This window comes from Paraniabella hibiscisoli (genome assembly GCF_022512515.1).
In the GTDB taxonomy this organism is placed as follows: Bacteria; Bacteroidota; Bacteroidia; order Chitinophagales; family Chitinophagaceae; genus Niabella; species Niabella hibiscisoli.
Genome location: NZ_JAKWBK010000001.1, coordinates 1,846,194 through 1,862,284 on the forward strand (window position 1 = coordinate 1,846,194; position 16,091 = coordinate 1,862,284).

Consider the following 16,091-nt stretch of genomic DNA (forward strand, 5'->3'; position numbering starts at 1 on the left):
GTTTGCAAAGTAGCTTTTGATAGTTAATCATCAATAACACAACAACCCTGGATGCAATTGGTTGAGCAAAGGCACCAATGTATATACAATAAGACAGCTAACAATACCTACCTCACGCTTACCAGCGGGCTGTTGAAATTTTCATTCAACCATTTCAACTGGTTGTAGCTATTAACAAACTTTAGCCTCAATTCAATAAGCTTTTGTTCTGCTTCCAATAATTTATTTTCCTGGAGTTAATTAAAAAAAGTGAGCTTTCACCATTGCCGAAACGGCTTTCTTCTGCACTAAGCAAACGCCGGTAATTACTGATATTTTGCTCCGCAATAGTGATCTGGTTACGATAATTAATCACTTCATTTCGATAGGCAATAACTTTAGTATTAAGTTCCTGCTGTTTATAATCAGTATCCAGCTGGTTCTGCTCAATTTTCGATTTAGCGATCCTGTAGTCGGCTCTTGCTTCTCTTAATAAAAGAGGGATCTCCAGCTTTAAACCGTATTGATAGTTGTTTTGAAATAACGGAAAATAGTCTGCTTTATATTGTTCCTTATTAAAAAAGTTGTAGGTGAAGTCAAGCTTGGGAAGCAAGCTTTGTTGTTTTAACCGGCGCTCACTTTCCAGTACCCGTTGCTTCCGGGTATAATATTGAACGGCAGCGTGCTGGTTCAGCGGCTGAGTTTCCAAAGCAGCCAATAAAGTGCTGTAATTTTGGTAAGCGTTGTTTTCAATGAGATTTTCAGCCGGCGCTACTGCTGCATTCAACTCATAAGGCTCTCTGTCTTTGGTCCACATAAAAAGCGAAAGTTGCTGGGTAGCTTTTACAAATTTCAGGTAGGCATCCTGTAGCTGCAACTCAAAACTTTGAAGCTGAGATAAGGCTTCAGTTGTATCAATAGCCGCACGTTCGCCATATTCAAGTGTTTTTGGGTGAGCCTCAACCGGTCGCGGTTCACTATTACTGTTTGAATCTGTAGTTGATATATTTCATAGTGCTTTACCCAATCCCAGTAAATATTTTCTGCATCGAGCATTAGCTGGTTGGTCAATATCTGCTGCTCTGCCTGTGTCATCTGCAGCCCGATACGGGCCTGATCTAATAAAGCCCTTCGCTTGTCGTATAGCAGGTTTTTAGCGAGTGGTACAGTAATGCCAAATTGAAACAACCCTCCTTTGGTTACACTATTGTTGAGTTTCTGCCCGTCAATATAATTATAATTCCCATTCAGCTCTATGCCATACCAGGTGGGAATGCCCAGCTCTACATTTGTTTCTTTATAGTAGTTCAATCCATCAATGGTTTTAGCACCGTTTTTGCCATTCACCAGCGGATCAAAGTTGCTACGGGCTTTTTGTATTTCGTCGCCGGCAATCCGGTTTTGCAATTGATAACGAAATGCCAACGGGTGATAGTTTCTTACTATAGCCAGAAACTCATTGTGGGCCAGGCGTAATGTGTCCTGCCCAAAACAGTAGCCGGACAAGCACATTGAGACGATCAGTAAAAATATTCTATTTAGATTTGTCATTACTGCTCGAAGTTTTTTCATTTTTCACCGTGTAGTAGTCTGGCGGGAACCCGTTAATATTTCGCCACAGTTCATACCAAACCGGTACATCATTTAATATAGCTATACCTTGCACACCAGCGCCCATTTTTAACTGAGGTGGCCAGGGCTTCCTCCCTTTATCTTCAACCGCTAGTGCTCTAAAAAGCCCGTTAGTGCTAATATTGCTTTCTACCGCTATCACTTTTCCCCTGAATATTCCATAGCTGGTATTAGGCCAGCCTGAGAAGACAATGGCGGGAAATCCATCGAAAACAAACATCACCGATTGTCCTGCTTTAACCAGTGGCAGGTCTACTGGTTTGATGTAAATCTCAACTGCGTAATCTACATTGCCAGGCACAATCGAGCCAATGCTTTCACCATCTTTTAATATCTCACCTATACCGGATTTGTTAAGTTGTACTATCTGCCCGTCCTGAGTCGCAATAACGGCATAAAGACCGCGGCGTATTTTATAATTAGATACCTGGTTTTGAAGCTTGGCTATATCTCCTTCGCTACTTTCAATCAGGCCCTTGCTTTGAAATAGTTCTCCCTGCGTTTTGTTTAGCTTTTCCGAGTAATCCTGCACAGTAGCACTTTGCTCCAGGTTTACCGTAATAATTTCCTGCCGGGTTTGTGCCAGTTTATTTTGAGCAGCCGTTTTTTTGGCAGTGGCATTCTGGTAGGCAATGCTTCTTTGCTGTAGCTGCGTTAAAGAAACCAGGCCATCATCATACATTTTTTTCTGCCGTTGAAATTGGTCTGTAGTTAACTCAAACTCATTGTTGGCGGCTTCCAACTCTGCTTCCTCTGCCGCCAGCTTGTTGTTGAGCTGACCCAGCTTTACTTTCAGTTGTTCAAGTTTCAGGTCTCGTCCGCTTGCCAGGGCATTTAATTGCGCGTCAGTGGTGTTTACCTTGGCTTCGTAGTAGTCTCTTACGCCCTGCTTTGCTTTCACCTGCTCCTCTGTACGGTCTATCAGCAGCGGGTCCATGTAATCTTCTTTAATCTCTGTGAGTTGCAGTATTGTATCTCCCTTCTTCACAAAATCGCCATTTTTTACATGCCATTTGGCAATACGCCCGGGTATGGGCGAGTTCAATTGCTGAGGTCGCTGCTCCTGTAGTAAAGAAGTTACATTGCCTTTCACTTTGATATTTTGTGTCCAGGGAAGAAATAAAATAATCACACATAAAACCAGGAAAATGTAAAACCAGCGCTTTACCCTCGACTTGCGGTTGTAATGATAGATCTTATTAAATGATGCTAACTTCATGTTGTACAATTTTAGGTATCCACCGGGCATCCGTTGCTCAGATTAATTTACAGTACTTATTCTACCTTTATTAAGAAACAGGGTCTGGTCTGCAATCCCAATCAGCTCTTTGTTTTGCGAAACAATAACGATAGTTGTATGCTTTTTAATCTCCTGCAGATAGACGATCATTTTTGCTGAAAAATGCTGGTCCATGCCGGCCACCGGGTCTTCCAGCAATAACAGTCTTTTCCTGCCTATTGAAGCCCTCAGCAATAAAATCTTTTTCCTCGCGCTGAAGGATAGCTCGGTATCGGTTTCACTGAGCCTGGTGAGCAAACCTTCGGTGAACTGGCTCGACAGGTTTTCTATGCCCCATTCCCTTGTGAGAGCTACAATGTCATCAGTGCCTACATCTTCACGTCCCAGCAGTATATTGTCGAGCAGCGAACCCTTGATGATCGCCATATCTTCGAGGTAGATGCCCGATGCGTCCCTGAAAGAATCCTTTTTAAGGTTCTTGAGCGGGATCTTGTCAAATAAGATGGTGCCGGCGGTAGGTTCGTAAAAACCAATGATGATGTTGAGTAGTAAAGACTTCCCGGCTCCCAATACACCATTGATCACAGTAATACTATTGGCCGGTATACTGAAATTGAGATTTTGAAAAATGGGTTTCTGGTCGCTGAAATGAAATGAAACATCGTTAAAGCTTATTTCCATGCCGCTGCCGGTTTTCTCCACCTCAATGTCAGATGATGGTTCTTCCTCCAGGTCTGTTACCTTGCTTAGCTTGGTAAGTGAGGTGATTACATCATAATAGCTTTCCAGGCTTTTTATCAGTTTCTCTACTGCTGTTAAGATCATGAGCACCACAATTTCCGTAGCTACAAAGGCGCCGATATTCAACTCCTGGTTTACCAGCAGGTAAGTGCCTATGGCGAGCATCAGCAGCGTGATCAGTACTTTGAAACCTATGATGGTCCAGTATTGAAATAGCAGCACTTTGAAGTGAGCCGTCCGGTGTTCAAGGTAATGCGTTACCCTTTCGTCGGTGCCCTTTAGATGGGTATGTGCTTTTGAATTTACTTTAAACGTTTTTACGGAGTTGGCAATATCTTCCAGCCATGAAGCCACTTCGTATTTTTTGTCGCTCTCCTGCAGGCTCGATTGAATACCCGAGCTCATGGTTAACCTGAAAATGACGATAACGATGATTATTACCAGGGCTCCGAATACCAAAAACCACGGATGGTAAAACGAAAGCAGTACGATGCCAAACAATATTTGTATCAGGGCAGTGGGTATTTCGAGCAGCAGTTTGGATATACCTTTCTGCAAATTGGGGGCATCGAAAAAGCGGTTGAGCAGCTCTGGGAGATAGTATTTTCTGGAAGCTTTTAAATTGATCTTCGGGAGCTTTTCAGCAAATGCCAGTGAGTATTCAACAAATATTTTCTGCTGAATTTTTTCGATGATCTGCATAACTCTTATCCTGAAGAAGCCGGCCATAAAAGTGCCAGCCACCACAAAGCCTATAAGCAGGTATAGGGAGGTCACCATCGTGGCTCCCATTACAAAGCTTACAATGGCCTGTACGCCCAGCGGAATGCTGAGCTGTACCAGGCCGCTAAGGACTGCATAAAAATAAATGCTGGCTACATCCGCCTTTTCCTTGGTGATGTATTGAAAAAGTTTTCGGGTCGTAAAATTAGTGTTTATTGGCTCTGCCATTGGCTGATTTATTTTAGGGCGGAAAACGCCAGTTGATTCAAATAATGGAGCACATATTCTTTGTGCTGCTGCCCTGAAAGATTATCAGTAAGGGAAGGGAGGTGCTCACTGAAAAACTGCTGATCGTGTGCGGTCTCAAGCAAAGTGCTGGCCAGCGACCTGGCATAGGGGTAGCCTGGCCGGATCTCGAGGATAATGAGGCTGATTCGTTTGCAAAGACTTTTAAGTGGGTTGAACGCCATTTCTTTATTGATGGTATCCACCTCTTTAACCAGGTATGATTTGCTGCTCTCCGATATTACGATACTATGTAGATGCCCGAGGTTATAGTCCATCAGCTGGCGTTGCTCTTTCTGACAATGCGTTATGATGTTAAGGATCAGTTTTAATTTATCATAAGGCGCCGTTTCTGCCGGAATCAACATCTCGCTCAGGAATTCGAGATAACACCAATACCAGTTTAAAATATAGATCAGCAGGCGGTGCTTCGAGGTAAAATAACGATAAATAGTGGCCTCGGTGGTGTGAATTTTCGCGCTGAGCTTTTTAAAAGTGAATTGCTCAAACCCCAATTCGTAAATAAGGTCTATTGAGTGCTCAACAATGGTTTTCCCCAGATCACTGCTTTCCGGATCCTTCACATACAGGTGTTGATTCAGCTTGAACTTTAATAAAAACTCCATATAAATACCCCGGATTAGCGTAAAAATGAATAACAAGAATACAGTACGGGTACAATATTAAATAATAGTAATACTATTTTTAGTGGATAAGAAATATTCTAATTTGATAGTAAGGTTTCTAATATTTTTTGCCATCGGCGGCGAGGTCATTTGTGAGATTTCCGAAGCTTGAAATGACTTTCGGAAGCGCGTTTCAGCGTATTGCGGCAAACAGGAGCTATCCGGAAAAGCAGCTTTTACGGCTTTATATTCTAATGGTATTCTAATCTTTATTAGCTTTTTTTAATCTGTAGATAGAGATCAGCGGTACTAAAAAAACCCCTCGTGGAAACGTGGGGTTTTAAACCAAAACTAACTGCTTATGAGAAAAAGTTTATTTGTGTATTTATATATAGTAAGACGCTCCTCTTCTTGTATTCCTTCGCTCTTAAATTTCGTTTAACATTTTTTTAAGTTATCATCTTAACGGACGATTGATACTTCTGACCTGTACGACAACAAACAATCATTATTGTTGAGTGATCCGTCAATTTTTTAAATAGCAGATGTACTAATTATGAGTTGCTGATATATTCATCTTCGAGAGGCGGTAGTTTTTTGATAAAACTATTATTGAGCGAAACCACCGAGGAGGCCGAGTATAAGCCTATGAAGTTGTTATTGTAATTGTAGTCGATCAAGGTCAACTTTACCAGTCCGTCAATAGCCAGTTCTATATAGTTCCCAAAACGGATCAGTTTAAAATGATAGGTATAGTTGGGATTAATAGTAAACTGACTGTCCTGCAAAACTTTAAAATGAAAGTTCGACCGGATATCAGCTTCATTGAAGCCCCAGGCGCGCACTTCTATATGCCCGTTTACAACATCAAAGGAGTAGTAGTAACCAGAACCGTCTTGATCCATATCTGTTACCAGTCCCAGCTTTCCCATACCTTCTACAGAGAGAACACCCTCCCAGATAAAGTCATCTGCAGGTTTTTCTACCACGAACAATTCATAGCCACTCCTTGAACCAACAACCCAACGGTTATCCTCAACCTTACAGGTCGCCGTGGGGTTGTTAAATAAGCATCGCACCGTATTAAAATGATTCTGATCAAGAACATCATAAGCCACATCTTCCCAATGATCAAAACTTTTCAACAGCAAGCGTCCTTTTTCATCAGTATCTAATTGTTTGGGAGGCAGAAAAACGCGATGAGAGTTAATCAGCCCCGAAGTATAAAAGAAGGAGTAAATCAGTGTTTTGCCGTTAATACTTTCAACAACCCTTGCTGCATAATTACCTTGTGGTAACAGCACATTGGCATGAAAGGCGTGATATTCTCCCAGAAAAGTTTCACTAAACCAGTAACGTACTTTTACGTCTTCCGGATAGAGGCAATAGCATAAGAGCGTCCGTTTAATTCGAATACACAGGGGCATTCAAGGTCATCGTATACCATGGGCATATGCAAAGGCTTCAGGTACTCAACCTGATCTCCATCCTGCTTCAAAAGTCCTATGCAGCCGCGTCGTGATACGGGTCCCCATGCAGACCTGGCACATATAAGATAATATGCGATGTTTTCATGGTCAATGCGATAGGGATCTCTGAAACTAAGCCATTTGCGTGGGCTGTCATCCATGCTCTCATAGTAAGGGCCTTTCGATTCGATAGGGAAAATGCCCTGGTTCTTTTTCTCCCAGTTATAAAGATCGTAGGATACAGCAAGTCCGATCATCGAATTGGTTCCTCTAAGCTTTCGTTGAAGTCCCGTGTAATACATCTCAAACCGTTCTCCTACTTTACAAACATGCATGGTCCACAGCATATCATCATCCCACTCGCCCGGGTCGCCTACAAACAGCGCATTCTTTACTCTTTTCCATGATATACAATCGTGGGACACGGCATGTGCGATATAATCATGGTTAGGTATAATCAGATGAAACAGGTGGTAAATGCCATCATGAAGTATGATGGTTACATCACCAATTTCCCAGTCGCTAAATCCCGATCCTGTATAAAAACTTCTTTGTATGTTTTGCATTTGTTTAAAAATAATTATATTTCAACCGCTCAAAAACCACACCTATAAAAAAGGAAACGCTCCGGAAATGTTTAGCACACAAGGAAATAGGTCTTAAAAGCGTTCCATAATATATCCGTTGTTCCGGCGGATCATAAAAAAGAATGATGAAAAATTATTATATCCAATTATTCAGCCCCCATGGTTTGATTAGATTTCACCAGGCAGAAATAGGGCGCGATAAAGATACAGGAGGACAGGTTAAATATGTATTAGAATTGCTCGAAGCGCTGTCTAAACATCCGCAGGTAAGAAAAGTAGATTTATTTACCCGCAGGATTACGGACAAACGGGTATCTGCCTCTTATAGTCAGCCTATAGAGATTGTAAACGAAAAAGCCCGCATTGTAAGGGTTGATTGTGGCGGGCAATTGTACAAAGAGAAAGAACAGCTTTGGGATCACCTGGACGAGTTCATTAATAATACTATACGCTTTAATGAAGACGAGGATGATTACCCGGATGTATTGCATGGCCACTACGCCGATGGTAATTACATAGCATGCGAGCTAAGCAAAATTTTTGCTCTGCCTTTAATAGCAACAGGCCACTCTTTAGGTAGAAATAAAAAGCGCATATTGTTAAGCCAGGGCTGGGAAGAAAAGAAAGTGAATGACCGCTTTAATATGCAACGTCGTATTGACGAAGAGGAAAAAGTGATAGCCAATGCAGATATCGTTATTGTAAGTACACAGCACGAAGTAGATACCCAATACCAGGATTACAGTGGTAGGTCGCAGGCTAATTTTATGGTGATACCCCGGGTGTGAACAGTGATGTGTTTTATCCCTACTATAGATTGGAAATGCCTGCATTTGCCATGACCATTGAGCAGGAGCAGGCCTTATATAAGATCAATTCTGAGATTGAGCGATTTTTATTTAATGCCGACAAGCCATTGATCTTGTCCATTGGTCGCGCAGATAAGCGAAAAAACTTTGAAGCCATTATTACCAGTTATGGGCAGGATAAAGAGCTACAGGCAATGGCAAACCTTGCCATTTTTGCCGGGGTAAGAAAAGATATATCGCAGATGCCCGATGATGAAAAAGAGATACTGACAAATCTTTTATTGTTGATGGACAAGTACGATTTGTATGGAAAGATGGCATTACCCAAGAAAAATGATCCGGGAGTGGAAGTGCCGGAAATATACCGCATCGCTGCCCGCAAAAAGGGCGTTTTTGTAAATGCTACACCAGGGGAGAATTTCGGTTTAACGATTGTGGAGGCTGCAGCCTGTGGTTTGCCAATTGTTGCTTCCCCAACAGGTGGCCCTAAAGAGATTGTGGGCAAAGCTAATAACGGGCTGCTGGTTGATGTGGAAGATACCGCTGCTATTGCTACCGCGCTTAAGAAGATCATAGCTGATAGAACATTATGGGATCAGTATTCTGCTAACGGTATCAAAGCCGGAGCAGAAGACTATGCGTGGAATAAACATGCAGAAAAATATGTGGAAGCAATAGACGGCATTTTCAGAGAAAAGTCCGAAAAGTTCCAGGCACAAACCTCTTTCGGCCGCAAACTGGCTGATGCGCCATTGTTTTTAATAAGCGACCTGGATGGGACCCTGGTAGAAGGAGACGATATTAGGGGACTCGACGAGTTAATGGATTGGTTGAGGCAAAATCCTAAAGTAGTATTCGGTATTTCCAGTGGCAGGAATAAAGCCCTGGTACAGGAGGCGCTCAAAAATATCCGTTGGTAAATCCTGATATACTGATCTGCTCTGCCGGAACAGAATTGTTTTATACCAAAGATTTTATACCCGATGTAGGGTGGGAAAAACACATCAATCACCAATGGAAACGACAATTGATCGTTAATGCAATGGAAGGCCTGCCCGGTATCACAGCACAGGGCGCTGATGCGCAGTGGCCTTTTAAGATCAGCTATTTTGTTGGCAGTGATTTTTCAGGGGATGATTTGGCTAATGTTAACAAACAGCTATATGATCGGAAACTGCCGGCAAAGGTTCTTCTAACAGATAATAAATACCTCGATATAATACCGCGCCGCGCTGGCAAGGGTAATGTGGTAAGATATCTCAGCTATAAATGGAAGCTGCCTATAGAGCAATTTATAACTGCCGGAAATGGAGGTAACGATATAGATATGCTGCAGGGCCAGGCAAAAGGTATTGTAGTAGCTAACTATAGCGAGGAGCTCAATGTGCTAAAAGGTAAGCGAAATGTTTACTTTTCCGCAACTTCACTTTCCAAAGGAATATTAGAAGGAATAAATTTTTATGCGAAAAATGCCAAAAGGCAGGACAAATCATAGTTTTTGAAGGACGAGGTGTGTGTTGCTGATAAAATTAACAATACTTTCATGTTTTTGGCATAATATTATATATTTGCTCATTAATTATACGTTTTCTACTGTTTTATAAATGGAAACAGATGTTGGCGTGTAGCTATAACTAATAGACCAAATAAAAAAGTATGAAAAATTCAAAATCTCTCGGCCTTGTTTTGGGGCTATCTGCTTGTGTAGGCAGCCTAAATGCGCAGGTTAGCCCTTCGCATCCATATACCGCACCCCACCCGATATATGGTTCTTTTTCTGTTACAGATTCTAATTACTACAACAGCAAACAACTGGCTCAGCACAACGAGTTTATGGTTGGCAACCACGACTACCCCGGGAAACCGAAAGATATGTGGGAGGTTGGTATTAAAGGCGGTATGTTTACCATTGGCGGCGATGTTGACGCCAAATTAGGAACTCCTGGTTTTGGTATACATGTTCGCAAGTCTTTAGGTCACACATTATCTCTTCGTTTAGAGTATATGTATGGTATTGCCAAAGGACAAAACTGGCAGCCTTCAACAGGCTATACAGCCGGAGGTTATGCTAATCCCTGGTATTATCGCTATACAAAAAATAGTGTATTGCCGGGCGGCAATGTTTGGGATCCTATCGACTACCCTGGAGTATACTATAATTACAAAACAGATGTTCAGGAGTTAAGCCTGCAATTATTGGCTAACATCCACAACATTCGTTTTTATAAAGCACAAACCGGTGTTACTCTATATGCGTTGGCCGGCTTAGGTGTTTCCACTTGGAAAGGTCGTGTAGATGCTATGTACGAAGTAAGAGGAGATGCTGAAAGCGCTGCTTACGATTTTAGCTCAATTAATAACACTGGTGTTTATTCCAATCGTAAAGACATTCTTAAACAATTGAAAGATCTTCAAAATGGTGAATATGATACACCCATTGAAAGAGATCCCAGCAGACCTTACTCTGATATGTTCCGCGGTAACATCGCGCCTTCTGTGTCGGGTGGTTTAGGTTTGGCGTTTCGTTTAAGTTCCCGCGTCAACCTGGCTATTGAAGACAGGGTGATCTACAACGGTTCTGATTTATTAGATGGTGTACGTTGGGATGAAAACAAAACTTTGTCTCCGGATAAAGACCTGATGAACTACTTAACGGTAGGTTTGAACTTTAACTTAGGTAGCAAAACTAAAAGAGTGGAACCTCTTTACTGGTTAAACTCAATGAATTATGCTTACGGAGAATTACGCAGAGTACCTGAAATCGTTCTTCCGGATGCTGATGGAGATGGTGTAACTGACCAATTTGACCAGGAGCAAACTCCAGCTGGTTGCCCGGTTGATTTACACGGTGTAAGCCTGGATACAGATGGTGATGGTGTACCTGATTGTAAAGATAAAGAACTGGTTACTCCAACTTATTGCCAGCCGGTAGATGCTGATGGTGTAGGTAAATGCCCTTGCCCTGCAGGTTGCGAGCAGGAAGTTAAAAATGACTGCGCAGCATCTTTAGGCGCTTTACCAAGCATTCACTTCGCAGCAAACTCTAACAAACTTTCTGATGACGCAGCTGGTACTTTAGCAACTGTAGCATCTAAACTGAAAGCTAATCCAAACTGTAAAGTAGTAGTAGTAGGTTACTGCGCAGCTACTAAACGTCAGCAGCAATTAAGCTGGGATCACGTAAATAAAGTGATTTCTCACTTAGTTGAAAAAGAAGGCGTAAGCAGCGACAGATTTATCTTCAGCTCAGGCCAGGAAGGTGGTGATTGCGATGCAGTTGACATCCGTGCAGCTGCTCCTGGAGAAGACGGTCCAAACACTGTAGCTCCTCCTCATCCAAATCTGCGCAAAAACTAAGTCACTTTTTGCTATAACATACAAGTAGCCGCCTCAGCAATGAGGCGGTTTTTTATTTTGGTGATATTGATTAGCTTTGCAGGTAGTATTACTAACCTATAATGCTCCATTTATTACCCTAAAAACTACAATATGAAATCAGTTTTTTTATTGTGACAGCAATTGTTCTTATTTCCTGTAGCAACGGACCCAGGCAGGGAGATGAGAGCTCAATAGACTCTACTATTTCGACCGCAGATAAAATCCAGCCCATTGTCAGCGACGAATGTTATTTGTTTATAGCCGCTAAAGATACCTATGCTTTAAAAATCAATATTGCAGATACAGTGGTTAAGGGCACTGCGGTATTCAGGAACTTTGAAAAAGATAGCAATTATGGAACTGTAGAAGGAGCTATGAATGGTGATGTCATGCATCTTTGGTATAACTTTCAATCGGAAGGAATGAATAGTGTGCGTGAACTATACTTTAAAAAGAACGGTGATCAATTAATTACCGGCATCTCCAATGAAGCAACCAGGGCTGATACAGCTTATATGCCCGATGCCAAAGCGGTTAGCTATACCGGCCCTGTTTATGTTAAGGGTAATTGTTCAGATGTGCCGCTACCTTAACAAGGCACGCCCAAAATACTTTGTCTGCCATTAATAATCGATGCACAGTTACTGATTAATATATTGATTTGCAACACCTATTTGAACTACTCGAACATACGAACCGCAGTGTTTTTCTTACCGGCAGGGCGGGTACAGGTAAAACTACCTTTCTGCAGAATTTTGTACAAAAAACAGATAAGAAATTTGCTATAGTGGCGCCTACGGGTATTGCAGCTATTAACGCTGGAGGTACCACCATTCACTCTATGTTTGGGTTGCCGTTAACGACCTTTGTTCCTACGGTTGAATTTGTAGACAGAAATGAAGCGATCAATATTCCGAACCTGCTGCCTCATTTCAAATACCGGAGAGATAAGCTTAAGTTACTAAGAACATTGGAGATACTCATCATAGATGAGGTTTCCATGCTGCGATGTGATGTATTGGATATGATGGACCTGGCTTTAAGAACGGCCCGTAAATCGCCACTTAGGTTTGGTGGTTTACAGGTGCTCTTTATAGGAGATCTTTACCAGCTACCTCCGGTTGTGAGGCGGAGAGCGAGCGTATCCTTCAAAGCTATTATAATTCTCCGTTCTTTTTGAAGCTAAAGCATTGGAGGGCTTAAGTCTCCTGACCGTTTCGTTGACTACGGTATACCGGCAAACAGATCCGATTTTTTTAACTATGCTGAATGCTATAAGGGATAGTGATATAGAGAACATTAATTTTAATTTGTTGCACAGCCGGTACCAACCCGATTTTGATCCGAAAGAATTTTATGTGCATCTGGTATCGCATAACTATATGGCCGATGCTATTAATAAGCAGAGATTAAGAGAACTAAAGGGCAAAAGTCATATTTATAAAGCCAAAGTGTCCGGCGAATTTAAACCTAGCCTTTTTCCGAATGACGAAGAGCTGGAGTTGAAGGAGGGAGCACAGATTATGTTTATCCGGAATGATAAGGATGAAAACAAACGCTTTTACAATGGTAGGCTGGCCACTATTACCGGGCTTAGTGATGATGAGGTAAAAGTATTGCCCCAGGATGAAACAAGAGAATTGAAGATTGCACGGGAGACCTGGGAGAACAAAAAATATTTTATAGACCAGGAGAATAATGTGGCTGAAGATGTAATAGGAAGTTATGAGCAGTTCCCTTTCAAGCTGGCCTGGGCTGTTACTATTCACAAGAGCCAGGGGCTTACATTTGATAAGGTGATCATCGATGCCGGGAAGTCATTTACCAGTGGCCAGGTATATGTAGCCCTAAGCCGCTGCAGAACCCTGGAAGGTATAGTGTTAAAGACAAAAATACCCGCACAAGCCATTATCAACGATCCGCGCATACAGGCTTTTCAGCAGGAAACAGATGCGGGGAATCAGATTGCTACTATTGTAGCAGCTGAGCAGTATAAATACGTAGGAAACAAGCTGCTTCAAAAACTCAACACACAGGAGCTTTTATCCGAAGCAGAAGAGTGGGAGACCGCTATATATGAAAGCACTGTTATAGATAAGACAGAGACATTGCCTGTTGCGCAGCAGATAATAGAAGCATTGAAAGAGCTGGAAACCGTATATGGGAAATTTGCAGCATTTTTAAATCACCGGCTTCAGCATTATATGCAAACTCCCGAAGAATGGCAACCTATTGAAGAGAAGAGTAAAGGTGCCGTAGGCTTCTTCTTTCAGAATGTCAACGAAAAAATATTTGCTCCGGCAAAAGAATTGTATGCAGAAACCAAAGGTGCTAAAGGTTTAAAAGCGTATAATGAAGTGTTAAAAGGGCTGATTGATATTATTGGTTCCTATCTATCCGTTTTAAAAGATGCCAGGTTATTGGATACCGCGCTAATGGAAGGAGAGGTACTGGTAGTTGAAAAAGCCGTTGCAAAAAAGCCAACACATGTTACCAGCTTCCAGCTTTTTGAAGAAGGTAAATCTCCTGATGAAATTGCGGCACTGAGATCGCTCGCTAAAGGAACCATACTGGGGCACCTGGCGAAAATGGCATCCGTAGGCGTACTTGCGCTCGAACGTCTTTTCAGCCAGGAAGATATCAGGCTGTTTGAAACCCGGTTTGCACAACACAAGTTTAAAAGCATTACCGAGTGGAAACAGGCATTGCCGGACTCCTGGGATTATAACGAGATCAGGATACTGGTGAACCATTATACTTATAAGGCCAGCCGGTAGCATTTGATATGATCCCGTAAATTAGCTATCAGCATACATTTGTCGATTGAATACCTTTAGTATCTGAAAAACATACCATGAAAGCCTTCAAAAAGTTCTACTTATCACTCCTGTTATTGGTAGCAGGGTTTGCTAATGCTCAGCAGCAGGATACCGAATTTACCAAAGGTTGGTTATTGAACCTGAAATTAACCAATGGTGCTGTTAGTAATTTTAAAAGCGCCGCACCCGATCTTTATATAGGAGGCTTGTCTCTGAATCCGCAGCTAACAGTGGTGCCAGGCGTATTGCGATTGGGAGCTAACCTTGGAGGGGCTTATGCTAATAAAAAATGAGCGGCCTCTTTGGCCCGATGGCGGCGCTAAAGCTTACAGAATTTGGGACAAAGAATTTCGGTACCCTGGCTAATATGCATCTGATCGCTGAGGCTAACTGGGGCACCAATAAGCAACAAATGGTGGGTGGAGGACTAGGCTTTGAGATATTATCGCTGGCCCATATAGGCATCACTGCGCAACGGGATTATAAATTAAATAATTGGTGGCTGCAATCTTTTATCGCAATAAGGCTGAACAAACAAAAACAAGATACCGATAGATATGCCCGGTAAAACATTGTACGTTTAAAAATATATGCAATGAAAAATGCGCTTGTTATTAGTGGCGGTGGTTCCAAAGGGGCCTTCTCGGTAGGAGTTGTAAAAGACCTGATGAATATCTACCAGCTGGATTTTGATGTGTTGGTGGGGACCAGTACGGCGCCCTGATTGTTCCGTTGGTGGCTTTGGGCGAGCTGGGGAAATTGGAGCAGCTTTACACTTCAGTTACCGATGAGCAGATACTGATAAAATACAATATCGGCAAACGCCTGAATGCTCATTCCATTTTTACCGCAGGTCCTTTGGCCGATAAAATCGATGCATTGTATACCGATGACTATTTTAAAAGATTGCAACAGTCAGGCAAAGAAATTTATTTAACCACTACCTGTCTGCAAACCGAAGAGCTAGTAGTATTTACTACAGCACAAAATCCGGTAGAAAGCAGTTATTATAAAATCAGGAAGATTATCAGCGCCGATCAGTTCAGAAGGGCAGTATTAGCCTCCTCCAGTCAACCGGTATTTATGCCTCCCGTTAAAGTAAATAAAACCGTACCAGGAGAGTCATTTCCTGAACATCAGTTTGTTGATGGTGGCGTACGGGAGTATGCAGGCCTTGGAATTGCGACCGATGCAGGTGCTAATGAAATTTTTACCATTATCCATTCCGCCCGGAATGTAAAACAGGATAATGCTGAGCAAACCAGCTTATTTAATATACTGGAAAAGACCATATCCATTTTTATTACAGACGTAGCCGCAAACGACCTGTATGGACCGCTGCACTACAGCCAGGGATTGTCTTACATCAGCCAGGTTAAACAGAAAATGAAATCAATGGGTGTAACGGATGCCGACATTGAGGACTATTTCAATGTTGACGAGATCCCCGGAACCTATCAAAATAAAGAACCGCTAAAAATACACCTCATACAACCTGAAGATGATCTGGGTGGTGGTCCGGGTGGATTGGTATTTAACCCGGCAGAGATGCAGGGGATGGTGCTGAAAGGACAGCTGGCGCTACAGTCCTATGTAGCTCATTTAAACAGTAATGAGGTGGACTGGGTTTGAATTTGATATCTGTCAATAAATATAGACGATGAGTTTCATTCATGTTTTAAGGTTATCTTAGGTTGTTTTTGTTTACAATAACTGCGAATCTATGGATATCGGACGTTTAATATTTTAATATGGCCCCCTTTAAAAAAAGCTGATATCAAGGGGTGTTATACTTGTTCTGGT

Annotated in this window: 14 protein-coding genes and 2 pseudogenes; 9 read left to right on the forward strand and 7 right to left on the reverse strand. The window is 42.1% G+C overall.

The annotated features are described in order from the left end of the window. Positions 1 to 187 precede the first annotated feature (187 nt). The 7 genes from MKP07_RS11725 to MKP07_RS11755 form a co-directional block, all read right to left on the reverse strand. The gene (locus MKP07_RS11725; protein WP_240847364.1) at positions 188 to 856 is read right to left on the reverse strand and encodes a TolC family protein; all 669 of its coding nucleotides are present in this window, start codon (positions 854 to 856) and stop codon (positions 188 to 190) included. Further along, complete coding sequence (locus MKP07_RS11730; protein ID WP_240847365.1) at positions 832 to 1,530, reverse strand: TolC family protein; 699 nt, start codon at positions 1,528 to 1,530, stop codon at positions 832 to 834. The genes MKP07_RS11725 and MKP07_RS11730 overlap by 25 nt, the downstream gene beginning before the upstream one ends. Continuing rightward, positions 1,514 to 2,830 carry an HlyD family secretion protein gene (locus MKP07_RS11735; RefSeq protein ID WP_240847366.1) on the reverse strand — a complete coding sequence of 439 codons (1,317 nt, stop codon included), beginning with the start codon at positions 2,828 to 2,830 and terminating at the stop codon, positions 1,514 to 1,516. Before MKP07_RS11735 ends, MKP07_RS11730 begins: the two co-directional genes overlap by 17 nt. 42 nt (positions 2,831 to 2,872) lie before the next feature. After that, complete coding sequence (locus MKP07_RS11740; RefSeq protein ID WP_240847367.1) at positions 2,873 to 4,543, reverse strand: peptidase domain-containing ABC transporter; 1,671 nt, start codon at positions 4,541 to 4,543, stop codon at positions 2,873 to 2,875. A gap of 8 nt (positions 4,544 to 4,551) precedes the next feature. After that, a complete protein-coding gene (locus tag MKP07_RS11745) occupies positions 4,552 to 5,226 on the reverse strand; it encodes a TetR/AcrR family transcriptional regulator (protein WP_240847368.1) in 675 nt (224 codons plus the stop codon). A 554-nt stretch (positions 5,227 to 5,780) separates the two neighbouring features. Beyond that, a complete protein-coding gene (locus MKP07_RS11750; protein WP_240847369.1) occupies positions 5,781 to 6,530 on the reverse strand; it encodes a hypothetical protein in 750 nt (249 codons plus the stop codon). 59 nt (positions 6,531 to 6,589) lie between these two features. Continuing rightward, the gene (locus MKP07_RS11755) at positions 6,590 to 7,261 is read right to left on the reverse strand and encodes a glycoside hydrolase family protein (RefSeq protein ID WP_240847370.1); all 672 of its coding nucleotides are present in this window, start codon (positions 7,259 to 7,261) and stop codon (positions 6,590 to 6,592) included. A gap of 143 nt (positions 7,262 to 7,404) precedes the next feature. On the opposite strand from MKP07_RS11755, the gene MKP07_RS11760 reads away from it, so the two are divergent. The 9 genes and pseudogenes from MKP07_RS11760 (at position 7,405) to MKP07_RS11800 (ending at position 15,920) form a co-directional block, all read left to right on the forward strand. Next, entirely contained in the window at positions 7,405 to 8,070 is a 666-nt protein-coding gene (locus MKP07_RS11760; protein WP_240847371.1) for a glycosyltransferase, read from the forward strand. A gap of 50 nt (positions 8,071 to 8,120) precedes the next feature. Then, positions 8,121 to 9,586: pseudogene (locus MKP07_RS11765) on the forward strand (HAD-IIB family hydrolase). 161 nt (positions 9,587 to 9,747) lie between these two features. Further along, entirely contained in the window at positions 9,748 to 11,448 is a 1,701-nt protein-coding gene (locus MKP07_RS11770) for an OmpA family protein (protein ID WP_240847372.1), read from the forward strand. A gap of 152 nt (positions 11,449 to 11,600) precedes the next feature. Beyond that, on the forward strand, positions 11,601 to 12,062 hold the full coding sequence (locus MKP07_RS11775; RefSeq protein WP_240847373.1) for a hypothetical protein: 462 nt from the start codon (positions 11,601 to 11,603) through the stop codon (positions 12,060 to 12,062). A 68-nt stretch (positions 12,063 to 12,130) separates the two neighbouring features. Then, positions 12,131 to 12,649 (forward strand): AAA family ATPase, encoded by a 519-nt coding sequence (locus MKP07_RS11780; RefSeq protein ID WP_240847374.1) that lies wholly within the window; start codon positions 12,131 to 12,133, stop codon positions 12,647 to 12,649. A gap of 10 nt (positions 12,650 to 12,659) precedes the next feature. Then, complete coding sequence (locus MKP07_RS11785) at positions 12,660 to 14,246, forward strand: helix-turn-helix domain-containing protein (RefSeq protein WP_240847375.1); 1,587 nt, start codon at positions 12,660 to 12,662, stop codon at positions 14,244 to 14,246. Positions 14,247 to 14,323: 77 nt separating this feature from the next. After that, positions 14,324 to 14,581, forward strand: coding sequence for a hypothetical protein (locus MKP07_RS11790; protein WP_240847376.1), 258 nt, complete (start codon positions 14,324 to 14,326; stop codon positions 14,579 to 14,581). After that, entirely contained in the window at positions 14,578 to 14,856 is a 279-nt protein-coding gene (locus MKP07_RS11795; protein WP_240847377.1) for a hypothetical protein, read from the forward strand. Before MKP07_RS11790 ends, MKP07_RS11795 begins: the two co-directional genes overlap by 4 nt. Positions 14,857 to 14,955: 99 nt before the next feature. After that, positions 14,956 to 15,920, forward strand: a pseudogene (locus MKP07_RS11800) (patatin-like phospholipase family protein). Positions 15,921 to 16,091 lie beyond the last annotated feature (171 nt).

Coding starts and splice junctions, on each gene's coding strand:
- MKP07_RS11770 (WP_240847372.1), top strand. CDS start 9,748: ATGAAAAATTCAAAATCTCTCGGCCTTGTTTTGGGGCTATCTGCTTGT.
- MKP07_RS11745 (WP_240847368.1), bottom strand. CDS start 5,226: ATGGAGTTTTTATTAAAGTTCAAGCTGAATCAACACCTGTATGTGAAG.
- MKP07_RS11735 (WP_240847366.1), bottom strand. CDS start 2,830: ATGAAGTTAGCATCATTTAATAAGATCTATCATTACAACCGCAAGTCG.
- MKP07_RS11740 (WP_240847367.1), bottom strand. CDS start 4,543: ATGGCAGAGCCAATAAACACTAATTTTACGACCCGAAAACTTTTTCAA.
- MKP07_RS11795 (WP_240847377.1), top strand. CDS start 14,578: ATGAGCGGCCTCTTTGGCCCGATGGCGGCGCTAAAGCTTACAGAATTT.
- MKP07_RS11760 (WP_240847371.1), top strand. CDS start 7,405: ATGATGAAAAATTATTATATCCAATTATTCAGCCCCCATGGTTTGATT.
- MKP07_RS11755 (WP_240847370.1), bottom strand. CDS start 7,261: ATGCAAAACATACAAAGAAGTTTTTATACAGGATCGGGATTTAGCGAC.
- MKP07_RS11790 (WP_240847376.1), top strand. CDS start 14,324: ATGAAAGCCTTCAAAAAGTTCTACTTATCACTCCTGTTATTGGTAGCA.
- MKP07_RS11730 (WP_240847365.1), bottom strand. CDS start 1,530: ATGACAAATCTAAATAGAATATTTTTACTGATCGTCTCAATGTGCTTG.